Below are 26,366 nucleotides of genomic sequence, written 5' to 3' on the forward strand. Positions count from 1 at the left end.
CCCCGGCGGCGGCCAGGAACCGCTCGCCCGCGGCGCCCGGCTCGACCATCGCGCGCACGTGCAGGTCCGCGATGTCCCGGACGTCGACCACCGGGTTCCGGGCCGCCGGCGATGACGGCGAACGCCGACGCGGACGCCAGCGTCGAGACATACCCGCACCGCATCCGCTCATGCCCCCGGTCGTGCGCGACGAGACGCGGAGCCATTCGCTGTTCGCTCACCTGGAATCGGATCAGCACAGGGGTGATCGGTACAGGACCTCAACGTGGACGATGACGTCGTCGACTACTGCAAGGTTGAGGTAGCCCGCCCATGGCGGGTCGAGGCGCATATGGTCCGGTGGCCCTTGCCATACGCGCCAATCGGTCTCGGGGCGGTATCGAAGCTCTGGCAGAAGTCCTCCCCGCAGCCGCACATGCACGACGCGCAGCTTCTTGACCTGATCGGTCAACGAGTCGTCGCCATACGCCCTCAGCGCCGCGGCGATGTCGGTCGCAACGATCGGCCACCTTGTGACGGATTCCTGACGTATCGACCGTCCGTACTCGACGGTCTTCCCTGGCGAAACACTCACCCGCATCGATCACAGCAACGCGACAGGGAGCACCCGATGAACCGGAAACTCAAGAAGCTCGCCGTCAGCGCCGCCGCCACGGTCGCGGCGGTGGCCGGCGCGGTCGCCATCAGCCCCGGGACGGCACACGCCTCCGGCAACTTCACCGCATGGCTGTCGCCCGCATCCAACCCGTACATCTTCGCGGACGTGCAAAGCGCCTCGACCAGCACGCTGGCACCGGTGATCCTCTACCACTGGACGGGCGGCAACAACCAGAAGTGGGTCTTCTGGCAGCAGGCCAGCGGCTACTACCTGATCCAGAATCTGAACAGCGGCAAGTGCCTGTGGAGCGACGGCGTGTCCGGTCACCAGGTGCTCCAGGTTCCCTGCGACGGCAACCAGTACGAGCTGTGGCGCACCGGCCTGACGACCGACTACATCGGCCGGACCATCCAGAACGTCTCCAGCGGCCTCTACCTGGACGTGTACCAGGACGCGCGCGGCGACGGCGCGAAACTCGACACCTACGGGTGGACCGGCGGCAACAACCAGTACTTCCAGGCCACTCCGGCCTGATCAGACCGGACGGGACCGCGGAGGCCACCGGGGACCTCCGCGATCCCGTCACCGTCGTCAACGACAGCCGAACAGGCCGAAGACCAGCAGCTCCCCCCCCCCCCCCCCCCCCCCCCGCGACGGCTCAGATGCGCAACGGGCGGAGCCGGGTACCGCACGGTTTCCGGGTCGCCGGGTGTGCGGACGGCGGCCCGGGTTCGAACCGCCTGCCGACGATGGCGTCAGCAGATCGCCGGTGCGTCGACGAACCAAGGTCGTCGTGTGTATCGCGGCTTCGATCGTCGGCGTCCTTACCGGGATCGCCATCAACAATCAGCACATCGCAACCACCGTCGCTCAGCTCAACACAGCACCCGTCGTCCGCGACCGACTCACCTCCTGCAAGCATCACGGCCGCAGAACCAGGACATGGACTGACGGCCTCGCCGTCCGCGCGCCCGACTATCCCCAGCCGCCGGTGTCTCAGCATGATCGTCATCATCGCGACCGGAACCAGGTCGCGAGTGGCGTTTGCGCGAACCACGGCATCAACGGGCACGCCGCGCACCAGCGTTCGGCGTCCTGGACCCGGCCGGACACCGAACTGGCAGCGGCACTGCCGGCTGAACCGCGACGAGCTGTCGCAGCCCACAAGATGCCGATGAGCGGGTGCGGTCCGGGTGTGTTCAGGCCAGATCGACGGTGAAGTCGCTGACGGCCACGTCCAAGGTGCCGCCGTACGTCTCGGCAGCCGCCGCCAGCGCGATCTGCGGGTCGGTTCCCGGCCAGAGATGAGTCAGGAGCAGATGATCTGCACTGGCTTCCGCAGCCTGCCGGCCGGCTGTGCGCGCGCTCGACAGGTACCGCCTCGAGTGGTCCGGCACGTGGTCCGGGTATGTCGCCTCGGCCACCAGCAGGTCCACCTCCCTGGCCAGGTCTACGACATGTCGGCTGGGCCCGGCGTCGCCCGTGTAGGCGAATGCTCGACCGTCGGCGACCAGACGGATACCGGCGTTCGGTTCCCAATGTGGCAGGAGCCGGGTCTCGGCCCGGAACGGCCCGAGTTCGAACAGGGCGCCGGGTAGGACGTCGTGCACCACGTATGTGTCGTCGAGCATCCCGGGGCGGTCCAGTGCCAGCACTGCATCGAGCGCGCCCGCCGGCGCGTAGATCGGTAGGGGTGATGATGATCGGCCGCCGAGAGCACGGGCCCGCAGCAGTGGGTTGAGGTCCGCGCAGTGGTCGGGGTGGCCGTGGCTGACGAACACGGCGTCGACCTGTTCCGCGGGGATTCGCCTCAACAGCCGCGGGACGGTCGCATAGCCGAGGTCGAGAAGTAGCCGGAACCCGTCGTGCTCGACGAGGAAACCGCTGCACGCCTCGCCCGCCTGGGGCCACGCACCGCACGCGCCGAGAACGCTGAGTCGCATTCAAGGAATGCTATCGCCACTCGATCTGCAGCACACGTCACCGACATCCTCATTTGCCGCCGACCGTTCGGCAACACTCGCACGCTCGATAGGCTGCTGTGGCGGCGCTGATCGGCGCTCCGAGCTGTGCGATCGCGCCGACGGCCGGCGCGGGCTCGGTCAGGTATAGCCTGAGATCTATGGCTAAGATGCCGCAGGAGTTGTGGTTCGCAGCGATCGCTGTTGTCGGGGTAGTCGTTTTCGCTGCTCTGACGTCGTGCTCAACGGATTCTTCGGTTGGGTCCGCATCCGCGACCTCAGCCGCCAGTGGCGTACCGGCTTCTTCGCAGGCGGCCGCACCGTCGCCTGCGCCGAGCGGGCCGTGTGTTGGCGGGAGTTGCCAGATCGAGGTCGCCGTGGGCGACGTCGTGGTGCTGCCGGAACGGTATGGCCTCGGGCCGATCGAGGTTACGGCGATCACCGCCGACGCGATCGAGATGGTCGCGCCGGTGACCGGGTCGGGCTTCGGCCTGTCGGGCTGTTCGGGTGGCGGCGGCGTGTCGTCGCAGGGCCGCGGCGGTGTCAGGATGAACTGCAAGTTGGGAAGCGTCGCGACGGTCAACGATGTTATGAATCTGGAGGTGGTCGAGATCCGCGCCACCATCGCCGTCCTGCGTATCAAACCCGCCGGATGACCCGATCAGGCGTCGGAGCGGGCCGGCGTCTTCTGGCTCAGTGCGCAGCGCCAGCCGTCGCCTGCCCGGACGTAGACCTCGGTGATCCATTCATCGGCGGTGTACGCTGCCGTCCCAGGTGCCGACGCTGGTCTTGCGCGCCGTCAGAACGATGGTGTCGCCGGCGTGTACCACGTGCTCTGGGCCTACCGAGGTCATGCGGTCGTGCCGCAGACGACCAGAGGCGATCCAGCCGATGATGTCGGACTTGGGGGTCACGCCGTCCGGGCCGACGTAGACCCAGTCGTCGTTCAGAAGGACGCGACCCGTTCCGGGTGGTTGGCAAGCAGCGCTTCGTCCCACCGCGCCGACAGCGCACGAACCTCATCCTCAGCACCCATTGTGTGATCGTATCGACCCGGGTTGCGCCACTCCGGTCCGGTGATCCGTAGGCGTCTATCGGCGTACCTTGAACCTCAGGTGCAGTACCCGGTTGCTCTGGATGACCACGTGGGGATCCTCGAGCAGATACTGCCCGTCGATGCGGCCGAAGTAGCGTTTGCCCGACCCGAACACCACCGGCACCACGTCCATCGCCACCTCGTCCACGAGGCCGGCCGCCAGGATCTGGCTTCCCACCTCGCCGGCGTTCACCGCGACGTCTCGCTGCCCGGCGAGCTGTTTGGCCTTGTCGACGGCGGCCGCCACATCACCGACGAAATGGTACGACGCCTCGGGGTGCCAGCCTTCCGGCTTGGGCCGACGGGACACCACAACCACGTGCTCACCAGCCGGTGGATGACCCTCCCAGCCGTTCACCAGGTCGAACAGGTGCCGACCCATCACAATCGTGCCGATGCCTTCCCACGTCGCCCGGACGTAGGGCGCCGACGCAGGTGAAACCTTGAAGCGCCGACCAATCGACCGGACGCAGGGCGTCCACGGACAGGATCAGCTGCGCAAACCGATAGATTCGCGCCACCCGCTTCGGAGTGACCCCAACGTGAGACTTGAACTGCGTGGCCAGGTGAGTGCCACTGACCCCAATGGAATCGGTTAGCGCACCGACCGAGACCGCGCCGTGCAAAGATTCCAACCGGCCGCCGGCGTACCGGACCAGGTCGAGACCATGCGGCGGTGCTTCGGTAAGTCGCGATCGCAGCTCGGCCTCCAAGACTCGCAGCGTCTCGCTCGCCGAAGCGGTGTCCCCGACCTGGTTGCGAATCCGGTCCAACGACCGTTGCCAGACGGCGTCGACCGGTACCCATCGGTCCTGGAGATCGGCTGCTGGCATATCGACGAACGGCGACATCCCCCAAGGCTTGAAATGCACCCCGACCAGCCGCACCCGGGTGGGGTACTCGAAGACGAACCGCCTGGTCCACAGACCCATGAACCACCCGTCGGTAAGCACCGCCGGCGGTACCAATGCGTCGGGATCCCATAGGCGGACCGGTCCGCCCAGATTGAGGAACAGGTGTGCCGACGGCATCGGCGGGACGTTCATCCGGCGGTGGCGCGGCACCCCATTCAGACAGTAAATGTCATCGATGAACCGGTCGAGCGGCCGGCCCGGTACCCGACCTACGTACTCCATGAACCCAGTGGCGAGCGCACCACGCTGACGTGGCAAGCGGTTTGACCTTGTCGCGGCGTCATGGTGTTCCCTTGAGGGGTGAGGATCGGAGAACTCGCCGGACTGGTCGGCATCAGCACCCGGGCGATCCGGCATTATCACCGGATCGGTCTGCTGGCTGAGCCCGAGCGTAGAGCGAACGGGTACCGCGAGTACTCGCTGCGGGACGCCGTCGAGCTTGCCCGGGTACGGCGCCTGACCGAGCTGGGTTTGAGCCTGGACGAGGTGGGCGACGCGCTGGCCGATGACGCCGGACGAGATTTGGCGGAGATCCTGCGTGAGCTCGATAGCGACCTCGCCCGTCAGGAAGAGGACATCCGCCGGCGCCGGGTCCGGCTGGCTCCGCTGCTGCGACAGGCCGAGGCCGGAGGCAGGGACTTCGGGCAGGCACCCGTCTCTGCCGGACTGGCTGCGCTGTTCGACCGCTTGGCCGACGTCGGCGCGGGAAAGCCGGGGCCGGAACCGGCGATGGCAGCCAAGGACCGCGAGATCCTGGCTCTCTTGGAAACCGCGCCCTTGGCCCGCGGCGCCGGCTGGCTCCGTGAGCTTGCTCGGGTACTCGATTCAGATCCTGAGGCAGCCGAACAGGCCTACGCGGTCTACGCCCGCCTGGATGGGCTGGCCGAGCTGCCGGCAGACGATCACCGGATCGAGGAAACCGCCCTGGCCCTGGTCGCGGCTATCCCGGAGACGGTCCGGAAGGCGATCCCGTTCCCCGAAGGGGAGCTTGAGGACACGGCCGAGGGTTTTGCCGCTGCGTTCTACGCAGACTTCGCCCCGGCCCAGGCCGCCGCGATCCGTCGCGCCATCGACCTGATGAGGAAGTCATGACGGACCGCACCGCAAGCCGTACCCTGCGCAAGGCGGTGTGGTGGTCGATCGGGGCCAGGGTGGCCGGCGTGCTGCTGCTGGCGCTGTGCGCCACGGCCGGAGTCCACGTCGGTTCCACGGTCCGCCTGGCTCTGGAACTGGCGATGACTGTCCCCCTCATATTTCTGGTGGCGAGGATGGCCACGACCTACCTGCGCTACCGGCGCGGTGGCCTGGCCAGGGGGGCCGCTCTCTACACGATCGCCGCCGACGTGGTGTCAGTTCCAGGGCTCAGGCTGATGATCCACGAGTTCCGTCTCTACACCAGCATTCTGCGGTTGCTGACGGGCCGCTGGCGGCACGGCGTGCGAGAGGGTGACATCGCGGTCCGGTACGCCTCCGGCGGCGCTGGCCTGCTACTCATCCTCGTCGGCGTCTGCGTCATCGAGACGGTGGTTCTCGCCTTGCTCATCCCCTGGCCGCTCGTCCGGTACATCACGCTCGCCCTCGACGTATGGGGCGTACTCTTCTTTTTTGGCCTATTCGCCTCTTCGGTGGTCCGCCCCCACGTCATCGGAGCGGACGGCTCTCTGCGGCTGCGCTCCGGCGCCCTTCTGGACATCCGGATCCCGGCGCAGGACATCGCCGCCGTCCGGGTCGAACGCCGAATCGCGCGCGGCAAAAAGGGGGCGGTTGACGATGACGGATGCGTCGACCTCTCCCAAGGCGGCCAGACAACCGTGTCGGTGGAACTCACCCGGCCGGTGACCTTCACGCGCCCGCTGGGCAAGCGTGCCCGTGCCCGCGTCTTCCGCTTCTACGCCGCTGACGCCGCCACCTCCGTCGCCGCCCTCCGCGCCCGCGTCCCCGCGCTGCAGAACGTTCCATGAACGGAGTCAGCCGATCCGCAGCGACACGGCAATACTGCGAATCGCGGGCACGAAGATAGACCGTGCCAAAACCGAGTGCACGGATCTGCCCGCGATCCGTGCGTCAGGTCGACCAGCTACGGGGCGCCGCTGGACGGCGGTTCGTCGCCGACGTTCGGGGCCCTCGACTGGCTCGTCCGTCGGCGCGGCTGGACGCCGGAGCAATTCCAGCACTGGGCAAGGGCGGATGGGGTCGTCGGCCCGCTCCGGGATCAATACATCGGACAATGTCACGACACGCTCCGTCCCGGATGCCGATCAAGCCGAACCCCTCGAAGATCTTTATCCATGGACGATCATCGACGAACTCCGCATATTCGTACGGTCTATTCCGGATCTGGACGCCTGTTGTGTGGCGGTCGGGGCTGCCTACGATGGCGCCGCAACCGATCGGCGCCGACAAATGGGACGAGAGTCGATGAGCATCGATGCCATGTTTCGCCGTTACCTGTGCCTGGCGGTTGACGTGCAGGGCTACGGCGCCCGCGACGATATCGCGCAAGGCGAGATCCAGCGGGTATTGGTGCAGCTGCTGGACACCGCCGCGGTCCGCGCCGACGTCGACAGGCGTCGATGGCAGCGCCAGACGGGCGGGGACGAGGAACTCGCGTTGATTCCCGCTGGCGAGGCGCCGCAGCGGGTGGTCGGCGAGTTCTGTTTCGAACTGGCCGCACTGTTGCATCGACAGAGTCTTCAGGCTGGTCGTGGTGGACGGCTTCGGTTGCGGATGGCGATTGACGAGGGTCCGGTTCGGCAGGGCGCGAACGGGTTCGTCGGGAGGGCCGTGGTGGGAGCCAGTCGCCTGGTGAACTCGTCAGCTGCCAGGCAGGCGCTGGCGGATGAACCGGACGCTGCGCTGGTGGTCGTGCTGTCGCATGTGGTGCATCGCGACTGGGTGGCCAGCGGGCGCAGTGCACTGGACCGCGACCAGTTCCGTCGGATACGCGTGCGCGAGAAGGAAGTCGACGAGGACGCCTGGCTGTGGGTTCCGGGTGCCCGTACGCAGCGGGACTCGGCGGTGGCAGACCCGACTCCGCTGCGGGCTGCGCAGACGCTGCCCGCCGACGTGGCCGACTTCGTGGGTCGCCAGGACGAGCTTGAGCGCCTGCTCGTCGCGGTCGGCGACGGAGCCACCGAACAGCGGGCGCGGACGGTAGCGATCCATGCCGTAGATGGCATGGCCGGGGTGGGAAAGACCGCCTTCGCGGTGCATGCCGCCCATCGCCTGGCCGCCCGGTTTCCGGACGGGCGGTTGTTCGTGGATCTGCAGGCCCACAAGCCAGGGCATGCCCGGGTCGATCCAGCCGCGGCGTTGGCGGCGCTGTTGCAGGCCGACGGGGTCGCCGCGGCGCAGATCCCCGCCGATATGGATGCCCGGGCCGCCCTGTGGCGCGACCGGATGGCCCACAAACGCGCGCTGCTGGTGCTCGACGACGCCGCCGGCGCCGCCCACGTGGCCCCGCTGCTGCCCGGCGCACCCGGCTGCCTCGTCCTGGTCACCAGCCGCCGGAAGCTGACCGTACTGCCCGACGCTGCCTTCGTGTCGCTGGACATCCTGCCCCCGGGATCCGCCGCCGAGCTGTTCCTGTCCCGAGCCGCGACCGCCGGGGTGCGCGCCGACCGAGTCGGCCCAGTCAGCGTCGAGCGGATCATCCGGCTGTGTGGGAACCTGCCCCTGGCGATCGTCCTGACCGTAGCCCGCCTGCACACCCACCCCACCTGGACCGTCGCCGACCTGGCCGACGACCTGGACCGGACCCGCGACCGGCTGGCCGGACTGGCCAGCGGGGACCTTGCGGTGGCGGCCGCCTTCGACCTGTCCTACCGTGACCTGCCCGCCGACCGGCAGCGGCTGTTTCGCCGGCTGGGCCTGCACACCGGTCCGGACCTGGACGCCTACGCTGCGGCGGCCCTGGACGACGCCAGCCTCGCCGCGACCAGCCGCGGGCTGGAGGACCTGCTCGAACACAGCCTGATCACCGAACCGCACCGGGGACGCTTCCGCTTCCACGATCTGATCGCTGAACACGCCCGTACCATGGCCGCCACCGACACCCCCGCCGAGCAGGACGCCGCCCTGGACCGGCTGCTCGGCTTCTACCTGCACACCGTCACCGCCGCCGCTCGGATGCAGACCCATCGCACCCCGCCCGCCGTCCACCAGACCAGCTGGGTGCCCGTCGAGACCCCCGCCCTGGCCAGTCGTCAACAGGCCACCGACTGGCTCAACGCGGAGCAGTCCAACCTGGTTGCCGTGGCGGGTTGGGCCGCCGCCCGGCGCCGTACCCCGGCCGCCGTCGGAATCCCTGCCGCGCTGCACGACCACCTGCGCATCCAGGGCCCGTGGACGCTGGCCCTGAACCTGCACCATGCGGCCCTGGCGGGCGCGCGAGATGCCGACGATCATCCCGGCCAGGCCCTCACCCTGACCAACCTCGCCGACGCGCAGCGCCTGACCGACGACTACCCGGCCGCGACCACCACCCTCGGGCAGGCCCTCGACCTGTACCGGCAGCTCGGCGACCTGAGCGGTCAGGCCAACGCCCTGAACACCCTGGGCGTTGTGCAGCACCAGAGCGGCCACTACGCCGCCGCGGCCATCACCGCCCGGCAGGTCCTCGACCTGTACCGACTGCTCGGCGACCAGCTCGGCCAGGCTCACGCCCTGAGCACCCTCGGCATCGTGCGGTGCATGACCGGCGACCTGGCGGGGGCCGCCACCAGCGCCGGGCTGGCCCTTGACCTCTATCGGCACCTCGGCTGCCCGCTCGGCCAGGCCAACGCCCTGCACATCCTCGGCCGTGTGCAGTACCTGTCCGGCGACTACCCGGCGGCGACCACCAGCGCCGCGCAGGCCCTTGTCCTGTCCCGCCAGCTCGGCAACCGGTACGGCCAGGCCAACGCCCTGCAGATCCTCGGCCGCGCGCAGTGCATGGCCGGCGATTTCAAGGCCGCGACCATCAGCGCTGGGCAGGCCCTCGACCTCTACCGACAGCTCGGCTGCCGGCTCGGCCAGGCCAACGCCCTGCACATCCTCGGCATCGTGCTGAACCTGATCGGCGACCACAGGGCCGCGACCATCAGCGCTGGGCGGGCCGTCGACCTCTACCGACAGCTCGGCTGCCAGCTCGGCCAGGCCAACGCCCTGCACACGCTAGGCGTCGGGCAGTACCAGATCGGTGGCTACCCGCCCGCCGCCACCCCCCGCGGACACGCGCTCGCTCGATCCCCGGCAGGCGTGGAGGACACGGCTCGGCGTCTCCGCCCCTACGGCCCCGTGCCGTAACGCGTTCGAAGCCGCCGAGTCCTCGTTCCTGGTGGCAGGTACATCACCGTTGAGGGGAGTAACTTCGCCGCCCAGGACGTGCGCGGAAGGCTCAGACCTCGGCGCCCCGGCTCGCGGACATGCCGTTCAAGCTCGTACCGCGTCACAGCGCGATCGGGCGGTACGCCAGCGCGGCGTCGACGATCTCCTGCGCCGTCGCGTCCCGCAGCTCGGGCGGCGGGTGGAAGATGAGTCCGCTCGCGCCGGGCATCACGGTGTTGCGCTCGAACGCCTCGATGTACCAGTCGTCGGTCGGGTCGGCGAGGATGCGACGCACGATCTCGACCAGCTCGTCTCGGGTGACGTCGGGCAGTCGGACTGGTCGCGGCGCGCACGCCCACTCGATTAGCTGCTCACGGTCGGGCGCTCCGCAGTGGTGGTGGAAGTCGTCGAGCCCGAAGCTGTGGCCGGTCATCTCGTTCAGCTTCTCGATCGCAGCGGTGGCGTCGTCACCGCGGTCGACGAGCTCCTCGATCCGCAGTATCGCCTCCCCGATCGCGACCCGCCTCTCCGGCGTGACCGGCCGGCGCTCCGGGCCGCGGGGTCTGCCGTTCACCGGCCCGGGGATCGCAGGCGCCCGGCGCGGGTCTTCGCGAGGTTGCGGACCCGCTTCGTGCGGCCGGTCTCGCCCAGCACCCCCAGTACCGTGGCCGAATCGACCTCCTCGACCACTTTGCGCTGGAGCCAGTTGGACGCGGCCGCCAGCGCCTCGCGATCGATCGGCTCGCCGGACTGCAGCGCCTTGAACAGGGACCACTCCTGCACGCGGCGGGCGATGAATCCGTCGGTGCCCACCGCGTCCAGCACCGGCTTCGCCCACTCGGCGAACGACGCCGGCGAGGCCAGCCCTTCGGCCCTGGTGTCCACAAGGGACGTCAGCACCGACTCTGCCATGAGCCGGTCGGGCTCGGCGAGCAGAGCTGCGAGCAGCGCCGGGTCGTCTTCGGGCCGGCTCTCCCGCACGGCGGCGCTGAGCTGGTGGAATCGGGCTTGCCCGTCGGCTGGGTCGTCGTTGGAGGTCACCCGGCGAGGGTACCGGTGTGTACACGCGGCCCCCCTGCCACCTCGTCCTCCGCGCGCCATCACCAGCCAGCGCGCCCAGAGCAGCTCGTCACGCTTCGTCGTCGGAGCTCCGCGTCACCGGGCCTTCTGAGGGGCGCGCGTGGTCAGTACGGTGGCCGCATGATCAAGCTGTATCGGCGGGATTCGGGCGGGCTTCTTCGGTACCACGAGGCCTGGTCGGACGGTGGACAGATCACCGAGCATTGGGGTGTTGTCGGCGAGCTGGGCGAGACCCGGACGCACCACCGCCGCGACGGGCTGGAGTGCGTGCTCGCCGACGCCCGCGCTCAGGGGTTCGCGGAGTTCGGCTCCGGGCAGGCCGTCTGGATGGAGGTGCAGTACGACCTGGACGGCCGCTGGGGCAATGCGGACGACCTCGACCTGCGCAACGCCATCATGGCCCACCTGGATGAGGTGCTCGGCTGGACCGGGCTCGGCCACTGCGACGGCGGCAGCATCGGATCGGGAGCGATGGAGGTGGCCTGTGTCGTGGTGGACGCCGGCATCGCCCAGCGGGTCATCGGAGCCGCACTCGACGGCTCCCGGTTTCCCCGGTTCTCGCGTATCAACGTGAGGTGAGGTCCACGCGTGGGCGGCCCGGCATGTACCTCGGGGTGAGGCACTTGTGGCGTCGGGCGTCCGTTCGATGCGTACTACCGCGACCCGGCCGGACACACCGCCACGATCTGGGGCTGCACCGGCGAGGCGTTCAGCGCGTACCTGGAACCGTTTCCGCCCCGGGGTGCACAACGGCGTGACGAGCGGGGCGAGCGGGGAGCGCTCGGGTCGAGGTCTGTCCTCGACGACGCGCTATTTTCCGGCTCGATGCAGCAAATCGGTTGCCTTCTGCGTTTCTCTCCCGACGGAAGGAGGCTTATGAGGTTCGAGGACTTCGCGCAGGCCCGGTTGCCGGCGTTGCTGCGTTACGCGACGCTGCTGTGCGGTGAGCGAGAATCGGCTCGTGACCTGGTGCAGGACGTGCTCACCAGTGCCCTGGTCCGGTGGCGGCGCATCGGTGTGCTGGACGAGCCGTATGCCTACGTGCGGGCGATGCTGACCAACGAGTTCTTGTCGCAGCGCCGCCGTCGCCGGGTGGTGACGGTGCCGCTGACGTTCGATGCGCTCGACGGGCCGGCGGCGCCGGCCCAGCGCGACTTCGCCACTGACGCGTCGGCCCGCGAGGCGATGTGGCAACGGCTGGCCGGCCTGCCGCCCCAGCAGCGCGCGACGCTGGTGTTGCGCTTCTACGAGGGGCTCTCCGACGCCGAGATCGGAGATGTGCTCAGCTGCCGCCCGGCCACTGTGCGCAGCAACGCGACGCGTGCCTTGGCGGCTTTGCGGATCGAGCCGGCCGACTCCAGCTTCGCGACCGAAAGGCGGCAGTGATGACCGGGATGAACAGTATTGATGTGTTGCGGGAGAGCCTTGAGGAGCACGCGGGCCTGGCATCCGATGGAGCCGGCCTGCTCGACGACGTCAGGGCCGGTGCGGTGCGGTTGCGGCGGCGCCGCCGGGTGGGCGTGGTGGCTGGTGCGCTGGCGGTTGCAGTGATGGCGACGCTCGCCGTGGGGCAGTTCACACGGCCGGTGATCGCCCCCGGAGCGCCGTACAACCGGGGCCCGTCGCAGCTCACGGCAGTTGTGACGCCGGACAGCGGATTCGAGCTGCAGGGCTACGACGCATCCGGCGACGTGCAGCACCTGGTCCTCGGCGGCGACGTGCTGGCGGAGGTCCACGATCCGGGTGACAGCTACGATCCCAGCACTTTGGCGGGTGCGCGACGGATCGACCTCGGCAACTCGGCGACCGGCTTCGCCCTGCGGAGGTTTACACCTCAGGACTCGGTCGGCAACGCGGCTGCGGGCGTCGCCCGGCGCGACCCGACGGGCGCGTGGATCATCGCGTACGGCTCGGCCCCGCAGGACCGCCTGGCCAAGGCGGCCGTGGCGGTGCGGATCGGGCCGCCGTACGACGTGAAGGTACCGTTCCGGCTCGGCTTCGTGCCTGACGGCCTGCGTGCGTCGTCGGTGATCTCCAAGCCGCTCGACGCGTACACCGTGCTGAACTTCCAGGACGCCGACCATCGGACCTTGCTCAACGTTTCCAGCGAGATCGGGGTCAACGTCCAGTACGGCTCGCTGTTCGGGGCGCCTGTGCCGATCGGCGGGTACGACACCTGGTATGTCACCAAGGCGAACTCCGACGGGGTCGTCGAGCCCGACGGGGCCGCGTTGATCGTGCAGTACCAGCCGGGGTGCACCCTCAAGCTGCGCACCTCGGACAGTCGCACGGTGACCCGGACGATGCTGGAACGGATGGTGCGCGAGGTCCGGTTCGGCTCGTGCATCGACCGCTCGACCTGGACGCCGCTGCCTGGCTAGTGCCGTGACCACAACGTTGCACCGCGTGTGTCAGGCCGCCTGAGCGGCATTCAGTGGTCGCGGGGCCGGATCATGCCCCGGAGGGCCTTGAAGACCAGGCGTCCCGCTCCGAGCACCAGGAGTGCCGCGCCGGCGAGTAGGACCGCGGTCTTTCCGCCGCCCTGGAGGAGCGTGGTGTGCCGGAAGGACACCAAGGCCATCCCGAGCAGCAGCACAACCACGGTCGCGGCGGTGTACGCCGCCGCTGTGAGTAACGGTCGTCGGGCCATGGCCGGACGGTACCAGCGATCCACGGACTTAAGAGCTTAATCAACGGGCCGCGAAAGTTTCAGCCCCGCTCGAACATCACGGCCTTCAGGGCATCGATCGTCTTGACTTAAACCTTTAAGTTCTTCATGTTCCCGGGTGCGTCATCCATCGACGTCACCAACGAGGAGACCGCATGAAGCAACGAAGAGCCGCGCTGGCTATGGGCGCGGTCGGCGCGCTCGCCGTGGCCGGGGTCGCCGTCGTGACGCTGCCCGCTACGGCCGCCAGCGCCGGCTGCTCGGTCACGTACCAGAATCTCAGCACGTGGCAGTCGTCGCCGACGGCGGGCGGGTTCACCACCGGCCTGGCCATCAAGAACCTCGGCGACCCGATCAGCCACTGGACCCTGACCTTCACGCTGCCGGCCGGGCAGACCCGTGGGGGTGGCTGGAACGCCGGATTTACGGGTACCACCGCCATCACCGCCACCGATGTCGGCTGGAACGGCTCGATCGGCACCGGTGCCACCAACACGTCCGTCGGGCTGCAGGGCTCGTGGACCGGTGCCCAGGCCACCCCGTTCCCGCAGCCGACGAACTTCGCCCTGAACGGCGTCGCCTGCACCGGCACGCCCACGAGCTCCGGGCCGAGCAGCCCGAAGCCGAGCAGCCCCGGCCCGAGCCAGTCCGGTGGCGGTACCGGCGGCAAGGCCCCGGCCCTGCACGTGTCCGGCAACAAGCTCGTGACCGCGGCCGGGACGCCGTACCGGCTGCTGGGCGTGAACCGGTCCAGCGGCGAGTTCGCCTGCATCCAGGGCAACGGCATGTGGGACGGGCCCGCGGACCAGGCGTCGATCGACGCGATGAAGACCTGGAACGTCCATGTGGTGCGCGTCCCGCTCAATGAGGAGTGCTGGCTCGGTACCGCCGACGTGCCCGCGGCCGGCACCAGTGGCGCCGCGTACCAGCAGGCGGTCAAGGACTACGTGAACCTCCTGGTCGGCAGCGGCATCACGCCGATCGTGGAGATGCACTGGAACTACGGGCAGTACTCCGGGGCCGGGGCGGGCTGCTCGGACGTCAAGGCGACCTGCCAGAAGCCGATGCCCGACGCGCAGTACGCGCCCACGTTCTGGACCCAGGTGGCCACGGCGTTCAAGGGCAACAACGCGGTCGTGTTCGACCTGTTCAACGAGCCGTACCCGGACGCCGCGAACAACTGGACCGACGCGACCGAGGCGTGGACCTGCCTGCGCGACGGCGGCACCTGCACCGGGATCGGGTACCAGGTGGCCGGCATGCAGAGCCTGGTGAACGCGGTCCGGGCCACCGGCGCGACGAACGTCATCTTCACCGCCGGGCTGACGTGGACCAACGACATGACCCAGTGGCTGCAGTACAAGCCGACGGACCCGACGGGCAACCTCGCGGCGTCGTGGCACACGTACAACTTCAACGCCTGCGTGACCGCGGCCTGCTGGGACAGCCAGATCGCCCCGGTCGCCGCGCAGGTCCCGCTGGTGGCGACCGAGATCGGCCAGAACACCTGCGCCCACGACTACATCGACCAGGTGATGACGTGGGCCGACGCGCACGGCGTCGGGTACCTGGCGTGGACGTGGAACCCGTGGGGCGTGTGCGGCAGCGCCGGCAACGTGCTCATCACCGACTGGAACGGCACGCCGACGGCGACGTTCGGCGAGGGCTACAAGGCCCACCTGCTGACCCAGAACCCGTAGTCCGGCTCGAGAACGCGAGAAGGAGAGACACATGCGCAAGCGCTCAGCGGCGCTGCTGGCGGCCGTGGCGGTGCTGCTGGGCGCGGCCGGCTGCAACGGCGGGCACGGCGACACCGGCGGGTCGGCCGCGGCTCCGGCCGACCCGGCCAAGGTCAGCGGCGACATCACGGTGCTGACCCACAAGACCGACCTGGCCGGCGACGGCACCCTGGACCGGTACGCGGCCGAGTTCAACAAGACGTACCCGAACGTGCACGTCAAGTTCGAGGCGATAAGCGACTACGAGGGCGCCGTCAAGATCCGGATGAACAGCGACAACTACGGCGACGTGCTGATGATCCCGGCGGCGGTGCCGGTGCCGGACTACCCGAAGTTCTTCGCGCCGCTCGGCGGGCAGGGCGAGCTCGCCCAGAAGTACCGCTTCGTCGACAAGGGCACCGTCGACGGCCAGGTGTACGGCGTCGCCATCAACGGCAACGCGACAGGCATCGTGTACAACAAGGCGGTCTGGCAGCAGGCCGGGATCACCGCGTGGCCGAAGACGTTCGACGAGTTCCGCGCCGACCTGCGCGCGATCAAGACGAAGACGGGCGCGACCCCGCTGTACACGATCTACCACGAGGGCTGGCCGATGACGGCCTGGCAGAGCTACCTCGGCTCGGGCAGCTGCGACACGAAGGCCAACGACAACCTCGCGACCGACCCCGCGCCGTGGGCGGCGGGCAAGGAGATGGCCCAGATCGACCGGCTGCTCTACGACGTGGTGCACGACGGGCTGGTCGAGACCGACCCGACCACGACCGCCTGGGACGCCGCGAAGAGCCAGATCGCCACCGGCAAGACCGGCACGCTGATGCTGGCCTCGTGGGCGATCTCGCAGATGCAGCAGGCGGCGAAGCTCGCGGGCACCGACCCGGCGAACATCGGCTTCATGCCGTGGCCGGCCCAGCCGGGCGGGCACTACTGCGCGCTGGACTCCCCCGACTACCTGCAGGGCGTGAGCATCCACTCCAAGCACAAGGAGGCGGCGCGGGCCTGGCTGGACTGGTTCGTGGACAAGAGCACGTACGCGCAGGACCAGAGCCTCCTGCCGACGCTCAGGTCCGGGGCGCTGCCGGCGACGCTGCAGGCGTACCAGGGCGCCGGGGTGCAGTTCGTCGAGCTGAGCCAGGACAAGAACGCGCTGGTGTCGAAGATCGACAACGAGTCGGAGATCGGCCTCAGCAAGCCCGACTACCGCCAGCACATCGTCGACCTCGCGCGGGGCGCGGCCGGGGGCGGCCTGGACGCCTACTTCGCCGAGCTCAACAAGAAGTGGGCGGCGGCGATGCATTGATGCGGCGGCTCACGACCAAGGCGACGCCGTGGCTGTTCCTGCTCGTGCCGCTGGCCTTCCTGCTGACGTTCACGTATGCGCCGGTGGCGAACCTCGTCTGGTACAGCCTGACCAAATGGGACGGGTTCAGCCCGGAGATGCCGTTCGTCGGGCCGGACAACTACGCCGAGCTGTTCACCCGGCCGGACCTGTTCCAGGTGTTCTTCGTCAGCCTGTTCTACCTCGCCTCCGGCGCGGTGCAGATGGTGCTGGCGCTGTACTTCGCGACCGTGCTGAGCTTCAATGTGCGGTTCCGGGCCTTCTTCAAGGGTGTGCTGTTCTTCCCGTACCTCATCAACGGCGTCGCCATCGGCTTCGTGTTCCTGTACTTCTTCCAGCCCGGCGGCACCCTCGACTCCGTGCTGCGCCTGTTCGGCGTGCACGGGCAGCACCTGTGGCTCGGCGACCCGGACCTCGTGAACTGGTCGCTCGCCGGCGTTTCTTTGTGGCGGTACCTCGGACTGAACTTCGTCCTGTTCCTGGGCGCGATCCAGTCCATTCCGGGCGAGATCTACGAGGCCGCGGAGCTGGACGGGGCGAGCCGCTGGCGGCAGGTCCGGCACCTGATCGTGCCCGGCATCCGGCCGGTGATCGGGCTGAGCGCGATCCTCGTCGTCTCCGGCTCGCTGTCGGTGTTCGAGATCCCGTACATCATGACGGCGGGCGCCAACGGCAGCACCACGTTCGTCATCCAGACGGTGAAGCTCGCCTTCCAGTTCAACAAGGTCGGGCTGGCCTCGGCCGCGGCGATCGTGCTGCTGGCGATCGTGCTGCTGGTCTCCTGGGTGCAGCGGCGCCTGGTCCCCGACGAGGGCGCGGACCTGGTATGACGGCTCGTATCGCGAAGTACCTCTCGCTCGTGCTCGCCGCCGTGGTGACGCTGCTGCCGCTGGCGGTCGTGTTCACCACGTCGTTCAAGACCGAGCGGGAGGCCGCCTCGACCGGCCCGCTGGACCTGCCGCACGACTGGCTGAACCTGCACAACTACCGGTTCGCGTTCACCCAGGGCCAGATGCTGCCGGCGCTGCTGAACACCGTCGTCATCCTCGTGGTGTCGGTCGCGGGGACGGTGTTCATCGGCTCCATGGCCGCGTACGCGATCGACCGGTTCCGGTTCCGCCTGCGCCGCCTGGTCGTGGCCCTGTTCCTGCTCGCCGCGCTCGTGCCCGGGGTCACGACCCAGGTGGCGACGTTCCAGGTGGTGAACAGCTTCGGGATGTTCAACACGCGGTGGGCGCCGATCGCGCTGTACACCGGCACCGACATCGTGTCGATCATCATCTTCGTGCAGTTCATCCGCGGCATCCCGGTGTCGCTTGACGAGGCCGCCCGCCTGGACGGCGCCTCCTCGTGGCGCATCTACCGCTCGGTGATCCTGCCCCTGCTCAAGCCCGCGATCGCCACGGTCGTCATCGTCAAGGGCGTGGTCATCTACAACGACTTCTACGTGCCGTTCCTGTACATGCCCTCGCCCGACCTCGCGGTCATCTCGACCTCGCTGTTCCGGTTCAAGGGCCCGTACGGGGCACACTGGGAGATCATCTGTGCGGGGGCGGTGCTCGTCATCCTGCCGACCCTGGTGGTGTTCCTGTTGCTGCAGCGTTTCATCTACAACGGTTTCACCGCGGGGGCGACGAAGTGACGGCGCCGCGGCGGCCGACGATCGCGTCGATCGCGGCCCGCGCCGGGGTTTCGATAGGCGCGGTGTCGTACGCGCTCAACGGCCGCCCGGGCGTGTCGCCGGAGACGCGCCAGCGCATCATCGACATCGCCAACGACCTCGGCTGGCGGCCCAGCGTCGCGGCGCGGTCGCTGTCGGGCTCCCGCGCGCACAGCGTCGGGCTGATCATCGCCCGGTCCGCGGACACGCTGGGCGTCGAGCCGTTCTTCATGCGGTTCATCGCCGGGCTGGAGCGGGAGCTGTCGGCGCAGCGGATCGGGCTGCTGCTGCAGATCGTCGAGGACCACCGCACCGCCATCGAGGCGATGCGCCTGTGGTGGGCCGAGCGGCGCGTCGACGGCATGGTGGTCACCGACCTGTGGGCGCAGGACGACCGGATCCCGGTGATCGAGGAGCTGCGCGTGCCCGCGATCCTGGCCGGCCGCGACCGCGCCGGCACCGGCCTGCCCGCGGTGTGGACCGACGACGAGGCCGCGGTCGTGGCGGCCGTGGACTACCTCGTGGCGCTCGGGCACCGGCGCATCGCCCGGGTCGCCGGGCTGCCGGTGCTCAACCACACCCAGCTGCGCATCGAGGCGTTCAACCGGGCCATGGCCGCGCACGGGCTGCCGGGCCCGGACATCGTCGAGACCGACTACACGTGGGAGGAGGGCGCCCGCGCGACCCGGGCGCTGCTGTCGCGGCGGGACCGGCCGACCGCCGTCATCTTCGACAACGACCTGATGGCCGTGGCGGCACTCAACGTCGCCCAGGAGATGGGGGTCGCGGTCCCCGGTGAACTGTCCATCGTGGCCGGTGACGACTCCCAGCTGTGCGTGCTGGTGCACCCGGGGCTGACCGCCCTGTCGTGGGACATCCAGGCGTACGGCGCGCACACCGCCCGGGCGCTGCTGGAGCTCATCGACGGGGGCCGCGCGACCTCCCTGCAGGAGCCGGCGGCGACGCTCATGGTCCGCGGCAGCACCGCGGCCGCCCCGCGCCTCACTCGGCGTCGTGGAGGACCAGACCCAGGGCGTGGCGGACCCCCGAGCGGACCACGCTGACCCCGTGGCGTACCGGCGCCGCCGTCCACCCGCGGGCCGAGCGCACGCCCCGGGGGCGGCGGGCTTGCGGGAATCGGACGTCTATCTGCGATACCGTTGCTCACGCCGGCCGGGGCGGCTCGCGCAGGGTGCGGGCGACCAGCCAGCCCGCGGCCGGCAGCACGATCAGCGGGGCGAGGGCCGTCTGCAGCGACGTGTGGTCCGCGACGGTACCGATCAGCGGGCTCACGACCCCGCCGACGCTGACCGCCAGGCCGAGGGTGACCCCGCTCGCCGTGCCGACGCGCGACGGCAGGTAGTCCTGGGCGAGGGTGATCTGCAGCGAGAACGGCACGTACAGCCCGGCCGACGCCAGCGCCACGAACGCGAAGAACGCCGGGCCCGGCACCAGCACGACCCCCGCCACCGCGACCGCCGCCGTCAGGTACGACCAGCGCAGCACCGCGACCCGGCCGAACCGCTCCGCCAGGCGGCTGCCCAGCACGGTGCCGACCGCGCCGCCGAGGTACAGCAGGAACAGTGCGACGCCGCCCGCCCAGACGCCGCCCGCGGTGCGCTGCGGGGCGTACAGGGCGACGAACGCGCTGAGCCCGACGAACACGACCGAGCGCAGGACCACGACCAGGGACAGCCGCCCGAACGCGGCCCTGTCGTCGGGAAGCGGGGCCGCGGCGGCAAAAGCGCTCTTCCCGGTGGGCGGGCGGCGGCACAGGGCCGCGCCGGCGAGGGCGGGCAGGAGCAGCAGCGGCGACCAGCGCAGGCCGCCGGCGCCGATGACCGCGGCGACGAGCAGCGGGGCGGCCGCGAAGCCGAGGTTGCCGCCCAGGGAGAACCAGCCCATCCCGGTGTGCCTTCCGGCGCTGGCGATCCGGGCGACCCGCGCCGCCTCGGGGTGGTACGCGGCGACGCCGAGGCCGGACACCGCCACGGCCGCGAGGGTCAGCGCGTACGAGTCGCCGACGCCGCTGACGGCGATGCCCAGGCCGGCGAGGACGGTGCTGAGCGGGAGCAGCCACGGCAGCGCCCACCGGTCGGTCAGCGCGCCGAACGCCGGCTGGGCCACGGAGGACAGCAGCGACGCGGCGAGCACGATGCCGGAGGCGGCCGCGTAGCCGTAGCCGCGCTCGGCCACGAAGAACGGTACGAGGGCGGCCACCATGCCCTGGTAGATGTCGACGCTCGCGTGCCCGACGGACAATCTGATCACCATGCCATGCTCGCGGCCCGGAGCGCTGTCCCGCTTCCGATAGAATGCCAATCAATGACGAAAATCCGCCACGTCGCCACGGCGCCTACGCGGGTGCAGACGCTCGCCCGCGGGACCGGGATCACCGCGCACCGTCACGACGACCACCAGATCGTGTACGCGGCGCGGGGCACGCTCGCGATCACGACCGACCGCGGGTCGTGGATCGCGCCGGCGACGCGGGCCATCTGGGTTCCCGCCGGCACCGTGCACGCCCATCACGCGCACGGCGAGCTCGAGCTGCACCTGCTCGGGCTGCCCGCGGCCACGAACCCACTGCGGCTGCGCGAGCCCACCGTGCTCGCCGTCGGGCCGCTGCTGCGGGAGCTCATCGTCGAGTACACCCGGCCGCCGCACGACGAGTCGGCGCCGCGCCGCCGGCTGCGGGCCGTGCTGCTGGACCGGCTGCGCGCCGCCCCGCAGCAGCCGGTACACCTGCCGGCACCCTCCGATCCGCGGCTGCGGGCGGTGTGCGCGATGCTGCGGGCCGACCCGGCCGACGACCGGACCCTGGCCGCGCTCGGCGCCGCGGCGGGGGCGAGCGGGCGGACCCGACGCGGCTGTTCCAGGCGGACCTCGGCATGACGTTCCCGCAGTGGCGGACCCAGCTGCGGCTGTACCACGCGCTGGTGCTGCTCGCCGAGCACACCCCGGTGACCGTGGTGGCCCACCGGTGCGGCTGGTCGTCGGCGAGCGCGTTCATCGACGTGTTCCGCCGCGCCTTCGGGCACACCCCGGGCACGCACCTGCGCTGAGCCGAGGGCGGACAACCGTCCCGGGTCTACATCATGTCCGTGTCGCGGGTCCTCTCCACCGCGTCGAGAAAGGCGATCAACGCGGGCGCAAGCGGGCCGTCCCGGGTCACGGCGACCAGGCGGCGGCGGAGCGTGGCCTCGGCGATGTCCCGGACGGCCAGCGCGGGGTCGGCGCCGGGCAGGGCCAGCGGCGGCATCAGGGCGACGGCGGCCCCGGCCCGCACCAGCTCGAGCTGGACGTCGGCGTCGTTCGAGCGGTGGCGCAGGTCCGGCTCGTAGCCGCCGAGCGACCGGCAGGTCCCGACGACCATGGCGTGGTGCCCGGTGCCCTCGGCGGACACGGCCCAGATGTCGGAGCGCAGGGCGGCCACCGCGACGGGCCCGCCCGGCCGGGCCAGCGGATGGGCGGCCGGCAGGACGAGCTTGAGCGGCTCCTCGAGCAGCGTCGTGAAGCGCAGCCCCGCCGGACGGGGCCGGGGATGGCCGTCGTACTCGTCGCCGATGACCAGGTCGACCGAGCCCAGCCGCAGCCCGGGCAGGGACTGCTCGAGCTCGAGCTCGAAGACCTCGACCCGGACCCGCGGGTGCTCGGCCATCATCGTCGCCACCGCCGGCACCAGCAGGCGCCGGGCCGCCGACTGCAGGCCACCGGCGCGGACGGTCCCGCGGATGTCACCGGCGAGCGCGGCCAGGTCGGCCTCGGCGGCCTCGGCCGCCGCGAGCAGCACCCGCGCGTGCTGGGCCAGGAGCCGCCCGGCGTCGGTCAGCCGCACCCCGCGCCCGGCCTTGTCGAACAGCCGCGCCCCGGCCTCCTTCTCCAGCAGCGCCAGTTGCTGGGACACGGTGGAGGGGCTGTAGCCGAGCGCGGCGGCGACCGCGGCCAGCGTGCCCCGCTCCTCGAACTCCCGCAGGAAGCGCAGCCGCCGCAGGTCCAGTGCGGTCATGCGGAAATCCTAACGAATCAGCTCCACGAATCATCGCTGGACCTGATGACTCCGGTCGCCGACCCTCGACGGATGGGATCACTGCTGTGCCTCGTCTCCGCGGCGTGCTTCGGCGCCCTGGCCATCTTCGGCAAGCTCGCCTACGACGCCGGCGTCTCCCCCGGCGCGCTGCTGCTGGTGCGCTTCACCCTGGCCGCCGCGCTGATGGGCCTGATCCTGCTGGCGCGGCCGGACCTGCGCCGGACGGGCCCGGGCGCACGGGGCCGCCGGGTGCTGCTCGTCGCCGTCGGGCTGGGCGCCGTCGGGTACGCCACCCAGGCCGGCCTGTTCTTCTCGGCCCTGCGGATGATGGACGCCACGCTGCTGTCGCTGATCCTGTACACGTACCCGATCCTGGTCACCGTGGCCGCGGTACTGCTGGGCCGGGACCGCCTCACCCCCGCGCGCGGCGCCGCCCTCGTGGCCGCGTCGGCCGGGACGCTGCTGGTCCTGCTCGGCGCGGGCGGCGGGAGCTTCCACCCGCTCGGGGCGCTGCTGGGCTTCGGCTCCGCGGTCGTCTACACGGGGTACATCCTCGTGTCCGACACCGTCGTGGACCGCCTGCCCCCGGTGGTCCTGTCGACGCTGGTGATGACCGGCGCGGCCGGCTCCTTCGGCGCCCGCGCCCTGCTGACCGGCGGCGTGGACCTGCGCTTCGGGCCGCGGGGCTGGTTCTGGCTGGCCTGCATCGCCGTGGTCTCCACGGTGGCGGCGATGCTGACGTTCTTCGCGGGCCTGCGGCGCACCGGCCCGTCGGCGGCCGCGATCCTGTCGACCTTCGAGCCGGTGGTCACCACGGCGCTGGCCGCCCTGACCCTCGGCGAGCTCCTCACCCCGGTCCAACTCGCCGGCGGGCTGCTGGTCCTGTCGTCGGTCGTCGTGCTGCAGCTGCGCCCGGCTCATCGAAGTATTGACATGGAACGAAGTTTCACGTGAGGTGTTGGCATGCTCCGACGTGTGCAACGCACCATCGCAATCAGTGCGGCCGGCCTGACCGCGCTGGCCCTGGTACCGCTGGGCAGCTCCCCGGCCGCCGGCGGACCGCTGCCCGACCCGGCGGTGGCGGTCGACGGCAACCTGCTCGCCAACTCCTCCTTCGACGTCGGCGACCAGGATCAGCACCCGGTCGGCTGGACGATGACGAAGACCGGCGCCAACGACGCCGTCCTCATCAGCACCGAGGCCAACCGCCACGACGGCTGGGAGGCGCTGCGGGTCACCGACGCCACCGCGGCCGACAACATCTACGTCCGGCACTACGTGACCGCCTACGCGGGCGTGAGCTACACCGCGAAGGCGTGGTTCAAGGGCACCTCCGGCACCGAGGCGTCGCTCTACCTCGAGTTCTACGACGCCACCGGCGCCCGGATCGGCGTCAGCAGCACAACCCCCGCCTTCAGTACCGCCTGGCAGGAGAAGTCGCTGACGCTGAGCGCGCCGGCGGGCACGGTCCACGCGGCCGTGCTCATCTACAGCGGTACCAGCGTCAGCGGGGTCACCTATGTCGACCAGGCCTCGCTGGTCGCCGCCGCGCCGGCCTACACCGCGGCGCTGGGCCCGACGCGCGAGCTGTTCACCGACGACTACCGCATCGAGTCGGCCGTCGACGTCGGGCGCAAGGTGCACCCGGCGGTGAAGCGCGGCGCCCCGGTCATCGTGCCGGACAAGCCGTGGGAGACCAGCGACTACATCTACGGCTCGGTCGTCACCGGCAGCCCCGGCGCGGCGTACAAGATGTGGTACACGTGCTACAACGCGACGCTGGCGTACCTGCTGTGCTACGCCACGAGCACCGACGGCGTCACCTGGACCAAGCCGAACCTGGGCCGGTACACCTTCGAAGGCTCGACCGCGAACAACATCGTCGGCGACAAGGGCGGCACCGTCGTGTACGACCCGGCGGCGACGGACGCCAACCGGCGGTACAAGATGCTCACCTTCATCGCCGCCGACGCCACCCACGCGACGCTGGGCTACTACGCGTTCTTCTCGCCGGACGGCATCGCGTGGACGCAGTACGGCACCACCCCGGTCCTGCCGTACGGGGATGTGTCAAATGTGGTCTACGACGCCCCGCAGGGCCGGTTCATCGCCACCACCAAGCAGCGCACCGTCGACATCTCCGCGTCGCCGGGCACGAACGACCGCATGGCGTTCGTGTCCACCAGCACCGACTTCGTGACGTGGACCGCGCCGCGCCTGGCCGTCGAGGGCGACTACCGCGACGACGAGGCGGCGCGCGGGGCCGGCGGCCTCGAGGCCCAGGTGTACGGCATGCCGGTGTACCCGTACGAGGGCGTGTACCTGGCGCTGCCGTGGATGTTCACCATCACCGACGCCGGGGCCAACGGGGCCGGCGGCGGCCCGATCGTGCCCCAGCTCGCCACCTCCCGCGACCAGGACCTGCTGCGCTGGTCCCGCCCGGCCCGCGACCCGGTCCTGCCCCTGGGCGACCAGGGCGCCTGGGACGACTCGATGATCTTCACGTCGAGCACCCTGCAGACCACCGCGAGCACGGTCTCGGTGTACTACGGCGGCTTCAACGTCGACCACGGCGGCGGCCCGGGCCAGTCGGCGCGCATCGGCCTGGCCACCTGGCGCCGCGACGGCTTCGTGTCGCTGCGCAACGCGGGCGACGAGCCGGGCACCGTGACGACGAGGCCGGTCACGTACACGGGCAGCACGCTGCACCTGAACACCGACGTGTTCACCGGCGGCAGCGTGAAGGTCGAGGTACTGAACGCGTCCGGCACCGTGGTCGCGACGTCCAACCCCGTCACCGGCGACCAGCTGGACGCCACGGCCACCTGGGCGAGCGGCGTGTCGCTGGCGAGCCTGGCCGGCCAGCAGGTCAGGTTCCGCTTCACCGTGGACGGCGCCGACCTGTACTCGTACTGGATCGCCTGACCGCCCGCGGCACGGTACGGTCCACGTCCGGCCGTCACGCCAGGCGGACAGGTCGAACCGCCCCGCCGCTCAGGGCCGCAGGGCGAGCTTGCCCACGGTGGCCCGCGCCTCCAGCTCCGCGAGCACCTTCGGCCCCTCCGCCAGGTCGTGCAGGGTGGGCTGCGCCGGCCCGAGGACCCCGGCCGCGAGCAGCCCGGCCATCTCCCCCATGACCGCGCCGAAGACCTGCGGTGCGGCCTGGATCAGGATGCCGATGTTCAGGCCGATGACGTGGACCTGGTGCTTGTACACGAGGTCCCAGTTGCTGACCGTGGCCTCCCCGCCGGCCAGGCCGTAGACGACGACCCGGCCGGTGACCCGCCTCGCCGCGGCCAGGCTCGCCGCGAGCATGGCGCCGCCCGCCGACTCCAGCACCAGGTCGGCGCCCGCGCCGCCGGTCAGGCGCAGGACGTCGGCGGCGAGGTCGGGGCCGTGGGAGTCGATGACGTGGTCGGCGCCGAGGGCGCGTACCGCCTCGTGCTTGCCCGGCGCGGCCGCGGCGATCACCGTCGCCCCGTAGTGCTTGGCCATCGTCACCGCGGCCTGGCCGGTCGCGCCGGCCGCGGCGTGGATCAGCACGGTCTGGCCCGCCTCGACGCCGCCGAGCGGCTTGAGGGCGGCCAGCGCGGTCGGCCAGTTCACGACCAGGCCCAGCGCCTCGTGGTCGGCCCAGCCCGCCGGCACGGGTACCGCGGCGGCCGCCGGCAGCACCAGGTACTCGGCGAAGGCGCCGCCGGCGATGGCGACGCCGATGACGTGGGCGCCGGGCTCGAGGCCGGTCACCCCCTCGCCGGCGGCGACGACCTCACCGGCGGCCTCGATGCCGGCCACGTACGGCGGCCGCGGTCCGCCGGCGAACGTGCCCCGGGCCTGCGAGAGGTCGACGAAGTTGACCCCGGCCGCGGTGACCCGGACCAGGACCTCCCCCGGGCCCGGGCTCGGCACGGGGGCGTCGCCGATCAGCCGCAGGTCCTGCGGGCCGTTCAGGGACGTCTGCTGCAGCGCGCGCATGG

Annotated in this window: 28 protein-coding genes and 1 pseudogene; 17 read left to right on the top strand and 12 right to left on the bottom strand. The window is 70.6% G+C overall.

Annotated elements, in window-relative coordinates; translation table 11 throughout:
- Window positions 1–232 precede the first annotated feature (232 nt).
- Window positions 233–574: a hypothetical protein gene (locus ACPPVO_RS32835; protein ID WP_426502422.1), complete on the bottom strand. Its 342-nt coding sequence runs from the start codon at window positions 572–574 to the stop codon at window positions 233–235.
- Window positions 575–610: 36 nt separating this feature from the next.
- Between ACPPVO_RS32835 and ACPPVO_RS32840 the strand changes: the two genes are divergently transcribed.
- Window positions 611–1,132: an RICIN domain-containing protein gene (locus ACPPVO_RS32840; protein WP_426502423.1), complete on the top strand. Its 522-nt coding sequence runs from the start codon at window positions 611–613 to the stop codon at window positions 1,130–1,132.
- 665 nt (window positions 1,133–1,797) lie between these two features.
- Here ACPPVO_RS32840 and ACPPVO_RS32845 read toward each other — a convergent pair.
- The gene (locus ACPPVO_RS32845; protein ID WP_426502424.1) at window positions 1,798–2,541 is read right to left on the bottom strand and encodes an MBL fold metallo-hydrolase; all 744 of its coding nucleotides are present in this window, start codon (window positions 2,539–2,541) and stop codon (window positions 1,798–1,800) included.
- Between the two features lie 395 nt (window positions 2,542–2,936).
- On the opposite strand from ACPPVO_RS32845, the gene ACPPVO_RS32850 reads away from it, so the two are divergent.
- Window positions 2,937–3,215 (top strand): hypothetical protein, encoded by a 279-nt coding sequence (locus tag ACPPVO_RS32850; RefSeq protein WP_426502425.1) that lies wholly within the window; start codon window positions 2,937–2,939, stop codon window positions 3,213–3,215.
- A 90-nt stretch (window positions 3,216–3,305) separates the two neighbouring features.
- Here the strand turns inward: ACPPVO_RS32850 and ACPPVO_RS32855 are convergent, their stop codons facing one another.
- The 3 genes from ACPPVO_RS32855 to ACPPVO_RS32865 form a co-directional block, all read right to left on the bottom strand.
- Entirely contained in the window at window positions 3,306–3,473 is a 168-nt protein-coding gene (locus ACPPVO_RS32855) for a hypothetical protein (protein ID WP_426502426.1), read from the bottom strand.
- A gap of 177 nt (window positions 3,474–3,650) precedes the next feature.
- Window positions 3,651–3,974, bottom strand: coding sequence for a dihydrofolate reductase family protein (locus tag ACPPVO_RS32860; protein ID WP_426502427.1), 324 nt, complete (start codon window positions 3,972–3,974; stop codon window positions 3,651–3,653).
- Window positions 3,975–3,978: 4 nt separating this feature from the next.
- Window positions 3,979–4,791 carry a DUF6597 domain-containing transcriptional factor gene (locus ACPPVO_RS32865; RefSeq protein ID WP_426502428.1) on the bottom strand — a complete coding sequence of 271 codons (813 nt, stop codon included), beginning with the start codon at window positions 4,789–4,791 and terminating at the stop codon, window positions 3,979–3,981.
- Window positions 4,792–4,869: 78 nt separating this feature from the next.
- Here ACPPVO_RS32865 and ACPPVO_RS32870 point away from each other — a divergent pair, with 78 nt between their 5' ends.
- The 3 genes from ACPPVO_RS32870 (at window position 4,870) to ACPPVO_RS32880 (ending at window position 9,855) form a co-directional block, all read left to right on the top strand.
- On the top strand, window positions 4,870–5,661 hold the full coding sequence (locus ACPPVO_RS32870; RefSeq protein WP_426502429.1) for a MerR family transcriptional regulator: 792 nt from the start codon (window positions 4,870–4,872) through the stop codon (window positions 5,659–5,661).
- Window positions 5,658–6,530: a hypothetical protein gene (locus ACPPVO_RS32875; protein WP_426502430.1), complete on the top strand. Its 873-nt coding sequence runs from the start codon at window positions 5,658–5,660 to the stop codon at window positions 6,528–6,530. The genes ACPPVO_RS32870 and ACPPVO_RS32875 overlap by 4 nt, the downstream gene beginning before the upstream one ends.
- A 457-nt stretch (window positions 6,531–6,987) precedes the next feature.
- Window positions 6,988–9,855: an ATP-binding protein gene (locus ACPPVO_RS32880; RefSeq protein WP_426502431.1), complete on the top strand. Its 2,868-nt coding sequence runs from the start codon at window positions 6,988–6,990 to the stop codon at window positions 9,853–9,855.
- Window positions 9,856–9,997: 142 nt separating this feature from the next.
- Here the strand turns inward: ACPPVO_RS32880 and ACPPVO_RS32885 are convergent, their stop codons facing one another.
- Window positions 9,998–10,450 carry a hypothetical protein gene (locus ACPPVO_RS32885; RefSeq protein ID WP_426502432.1) on the bottom strand — a complete coding sequence of 151 codons (453 nt, stop codon included), beginning with the start codon at window positions 10,448–10,450 and terminating at the stop codon, window positions 9,998–10,000.
- The gene (locus ACPPVO_RS32890) at window positions 10,447–10,917 is read right to left on the bottom strand and encodes a hypothetical protein (RefSeq protein ID WP_426502433.1); all 471 of its coding nucleotides are present in this window, start codon (window positions 10,915–10,917) and stop codon (window positions 10,447–10,449) included. The genes ACPPVO_RS32885 and ACPPVO_RS32890 overlap by 4 nt, the downstream gene beginning before the upstream one ends.
- A 159-nt stretch (window positions 10,918–11,076) precedes the next feature.
- Here ACPPVO_RS32890 and ACPPVO_RS32895 point away from each other — a divergent pair, with 159 nt between their 5' ends.
- The 3 genes from ACPPVO_RS32895 (at window position 11,077) to ACPPVO_RS32905 (ending at window position 13,337) form a co-directional block, all read left to right on the top strand.
- Complete coding sequence (locus ACPPVO_RS32895; protein ID WP_426502434.1) at window positions 11,077–11,535, top strand: hypothetical protein; 459 nt, start codon at window positions 11,077–11,079, stop codon at window positions 11,533–11,535.
- 246 nt (window positions 11,536–11,781) lie between these two features.
- Window positions 11,782–12,342 (top strand): sigma-70 family RNA polymerase sigma factor, encoded by a 561-nt coding sequence (locus ACPPVO_RS32900; RefSeq protein ID WP_426502435.1) that lies wholly within the window; start codon window positions 11,782–11,784, stop codon window positions 12,340–12,342.
- Window positions 12,342–13,337 (top strand): hypothetical protein, encoded by a 996-nt coding sequence (locus tag ACPPVO_RS32905; protein ID WP_426502436.1) that lies wholly within the window; start codon window positions 12,342–12,344, stop codon window positions 13,335–13,337. The genes ACPPVO_RS32900 and ACPPVO_RS32905 overlap by 1 nt, the downstream gene beginning before the upstream one ends.
- A gap of 50 nt (window positions 13,338–13,387) precedes the next feature.
- Here the strand turns inward: ACPPVO_RS32905 and ACPPVO_RS32910 are convergent, their stop codons facing one another.
- Window positions 13,388–13,606 carry a hypothetical protein gene (locus tag ACPPVO_RS32910; protein ID WP_426502437.1) on the bottom strand — a complete coding sequence of 73 codons (219 nt, stop codon included), beginning with the start codon at window positions 13,604–13,606 and terminating at the stop codon, window positions 13,388–13,390.
- A 173-nt stretch (window positions 13,607–13,779) separates the two neighbouring features.
- On the opposite strand from ACPPVO_RS32910, the gene ACPPVO_RS32915 reads away from it, so the two are divergent.
- The 5 genes from ACPPVO_RS32915 to ACPPVO_RS32935 are packed head-to-tail and all read left to right on the top strand — an operon-like array spanning window position 13,780 to window position 19,423.
- Entirely contained in the window at window positions 13,780–15,324 is a 1,545-nt protein-coding gene (locus ACPPVO_RS32915; protein WP_426502438.1) for a cellulase family glycosylhydrolase, read from the top strand.
- A 31-nt stretch (window positions 15,325–15,355) separates the two neighbouring features.
- The gene (locus tag ACPPVO_RS32920) at window positions 15,356–16,660 is read left to right on the top strand and encodes an ABC transporter substrate-binding protein (protein WP_426502439.1); all 1,305 of its coding nucleotides are present in this window, start codon (window positions 15,356–15,358) and stop codon (window positions 16,658–16,660) included.
- Window positions 16,660–17,529 (top strand): carbohydrate ABC transporter permease, encoded by an 870-nt coding sequence (locus ACPPVO_RS32925; protein ID WP_426502440.1) that lies wholly within the window; start codon window positions 16,660–16,662, stop codon window positions 17,527–17,529. The genes ACPPVO_RS32920 and ACPPVO_RS32925 overlap by 1 nt, the downstream gene beginning before the upstream one ends.
- Window positions 17,526–18,341 (top strand): carbohydrate ABC transporter permease, encoded by an 816-nt coding sequence (locus ACPPVO_RS32930; RefSeq protein ID WP_426502441.1) that lies wholly within the window; start codon window positions 17,526–17,528, stop codon window positions 18,339–18,341. The genes ACPPVO_RS32925 and ACPPVO_RS32930 overlap by 4 nt, the downstream gene beginning before the upstream one ends.
- A 53-nt stretch (window positions 18,342–18,394) precedes the next feature.
- Window positions 18,395–19,423, top strand: a complete 1,029-nt coding sequence (locus tag ACPPVO_RS32935) for a LacI family DNA-binding transcriptional regulator (protein ID WP_426514739.1) — start codon at window positions 18,395–18,397, stop codon at window positions 19,421–19,423.
- Here the strand turns inward: ACPPVO_RS32935 and ACPPVO_RS32940 are convergent.
- Together ACPPVO_RS32940 and ACPPVO_RS32945 are read right to left on the bottom strand one after the other, a co-directional pair.
- Window positions 19,422–19,469 (bottom strand): annotated as a pseudogene (locus ACPPVO_RS32940) (hypothetical protein); the annotation flags it as partial. The gene ACPPVO_RS32935 and the pseudogene ACPPVO_RS32940 sit on opposite strands and share 2 nt — an antisense overlap.
- A 54-nt stretch (window positions 19,470–19,523) precedes the next feature.
- Window positions 19,524–20,633 carry an MFS transporter gene (locus ACPPVO_RS32945; protein WP_426502442.1) on the bottom strand — a complete coding sequence of 370 codons (1,110 nt, stop codon included), beginning with the start codon at window positions 20,631–20,633 and terminating at the stop codon, window positions 19,524–19,526.
- A gap of 51 nt (window positions 20,634–20,684) precedes the next feature.
- On the opposite strand from ACPPVO_RS32945, the gene ACPPVO_RS32950 reads away from it, so the two are divergent.
- Together ACPPVO_RS32950 and ACPPVO_RS32955 are read left to right on the top strand one after the other, a co-directional pair.
- Complete coding sequence (locus ACPPVO_RS32950; protein ID WP_426502443.1) at window positions 20,685–21,254, top strand: cupin domain-containing protein; 570 nt, start codon at window positions 20,685–20,687, stop codon at window positions 21,252–21,254.
- Window positions 21,251–21,424, top strand: coding sequence for a helix-turn-helix domain-containing protein (locus tag ACPPVO_RS32955; protein WP_426502444.1), 174 nt, complete (start codon window positions 21,251–21,253; stop codon window positions 21,422–21,424). The genes ACPPVO_RS32950 and ACPPVO_RS32955 overlap by 4 nt, the downstream gene beginning before the upstream one ends.
- Before the next feature lie 26 nt (window positions 21,425–21,450).
- On the opposite strand, the gene ACPPVO_RS32960 is transcribed toward ACPPVO_RS32955, so the two are convergent.
- Window positions 21,451–22,368: a LysR family transcriptional regulator gene (locus ACPPVO_RS32960; RefSeq protein ID WP_426502445.1), complete on the bottom strand. Its 918-nt coding sequence runs from the start codon at window positions 22,366–22,368 to the stop codon at window positions 21,451–21,453.
- Window positions 22,369–22,440: 72 nt separating this feature from the next.
- Between ACPPVO_RS32960 and ACPPVO_RS32965 the strand changes: the two genes are divergently transcribed.
- Both ACPPVO_RS32965 and ACPPVO_RS32970 read left to right on the top strand, forming a co-directional pair.
- The gene (locus ACPPVO_RS32965) at window positions 22,441–23,343 is read left to right on the top strand and encodes a DMT family transporter (protein ID WP_426502446.1); all 903 of its coding nucleotides are present in this window, start codon (window positions 22,441–22,443) and stop codon (window positions 23,341–23,343) included.
- Window positions 23,344–23,364: 21 nt separating this feature from the next.
- Window positions 23,365–25,314, top strand: coding sequence for a hypothetical protein (locus ACPPVO_RS32970; protein WP_426502447.1), 1,950 nt, complete (start codon window positions 23,365–23,367; stop codon window positions 25,312–25,314).
- A gap of 69 nt (window positions 25,315–25,383) precedes the next feature.
- On the opposite strand, the gene ACPPVO_RS32975 is transcribed toward ACPPVO_RS32970, so the two are convergent.
- A complete protein-coding gene (locus ACPPVO_RS32975; RefSeq protein ID WP_426502448.1) occupies window positions 25,384–26,364 on the bottom strand; it encodes a zinc-binding dehydrogenase in 981 nt (326 codons plus the stop codon).
- Window positions 26,365–26,366 lie beyond the last annotated feature (2 nt).

Origin of the sequence: Dactylosporangium sp. McL0621 (assembly GCF_049995355.1) — a bacterium.
Classification (GTDB): Bacteria; Actinomycetota; Actinomycetes; order Mycobacteriales; family Micromonosporaceae; genus Dactylosporangium.

Excerpts from the sequence above, each read along its gene's own strand:
- ACPPVO_RS32840 (WP_426502423.1), top strand. The coding sequence starts at position 611 with ATGAACCGGAAACTCAAGAAGCTCGCCGTCAGCGCCGCCGCCACGGTC.
- ACPPVO_RS32845 (WP_426502424.1), bottom strand. The coding sequence starts at position 2,541 with ATGCGACTCAGCGTTCTCGGCGCGTGCGGTGCGTGGCCCCAGGCGGGC.
- ACPPVO_RS32865 (WP_426502428.1), bottom strand. The coding sequence starts at position 4,791 with ATGGAGTACGTAGGTCGGGTACCGGGCCGGCCGCTCGACCGGTTCATC.
- ACPPVO_RS32875 (WP_426502430.1), top strand. The coding sequence starts at position 5,658 with ATGACGGACCGCACCGCAAGCCGTACCCTGCGCAAGGCGGTGTGGTGG.
- ACPPVO_RS32880 (WP_426502431.1), top strand. The coding sequence starts at position 6,988 with ATGAGCATCGATGCCATGTTTCGCCGTTACCTGTGCCTGGCGGTTGAC.
- ACPPVO_RS32895 (WP_426502434.1), top strand. The coding sequence starts at position 11,077 with ATGATCAAGCTGTATCGGCGGGATTCGGGCGGGCTTCTTCGGTACCAC.
- ACPPVO_RS32900 (WP_426502435.1), top strand. The coding sequence starts at position 11,782 with ATGCAGCAAATCGGTTGCCTTCTGCGTTTCTCTCCCGACGGAAGGAGG.
- ACPPVO_RS32905 (WP_426502436.1), top strand. The coding sequence starts at position 12,342 with ATGACCGGGATGAACAGTATTGATGTGTTGCGGGAGAGCCTTGAGGAG.
- ACPPVO_RS32910 (WP_426502437.1), bottom strand. The coding sequence starts at position 13,606 with ATGGCCCGACGACCGTTACTCACAGCGGCGGCGTACACCGCCGCGACC.
- ACPPVO_RS32915 (WP_426502438.1), top strand. The coding sequence starts at position 13,780 with ATGAAGCAACGAAGAGCCGCGCTGGCTATGGGCGCGGTCGGCGCGCTC.
- ACPPVO_RS32920 (WP_426502439.1), top strand. The coding sequence starts at position 15,356 with ATGCGCAAGCGCTCAGCGGCGCTGCTGGCGGCCGTGGCGGTGCTGCTG.
- ACPPVO_RS32925 (WP_426502440.1), top strand. The coding sequence starts at position 16,660 with ATGCGGCGGCTCACGACCAAGGCGACGCCGTGGCTGTTCCTGCTCGTG.
- ACPPVO_RS32930 (WP_426502441.1), top strand. The coding sequence starts at position 17,526 with ATGACGGCTCGTATCGCGAAGTACCTCTCGCTCGTGCTCGCCGCCGTG.
- ACPPVO_RS32945 (WP_426502442.1), bottom strand. The coding sequence starts at position 20,633 with ATGGTGATCAGATTGTCCGTCGGGCACGCGAGCGTCGACATCTACCAG.
- ACPPVO_RS32950 (WP_426502443.1), top strand. The coding sequence starts at position 20,685 with ATGACGAAAATCCGCCACGTCGCCACGGCGCCTACGCGGGTGCAGACG.
- ACPPVO_RS32955 (WP_426502444.1), top strand. The coding sequence starts at position 21,251 with ATGACGTTCCCGCAGTGGCGGACCCAGCTGCGGCTGTACCACGCGCTG.
- ACPPVO_RS32960 (WP_426502445.1), bottom strand. The coding sequence starts at position 22,368 with ATGACCGCACTGGACCTGCGGCGGCTGCGCTTCCTGCGGGAGTTCGAG.
- ACPPVO_RS32965 (WP_426502446.1), top strand. The coding sequence starts at position 22,441 with ATGGGATCACTGCTGTGCCTCGTCTCCGCGGCGTGCTTCGGCGCCCTG.
- ACPPVO_RS32975 (WP_426502448.1), bottom strand. The coding sequence starts at position 26,364 with ATGCGCGCGCTGCAGCAGACGTCCCTGAACGGCCCGCAGGACCTGCGG.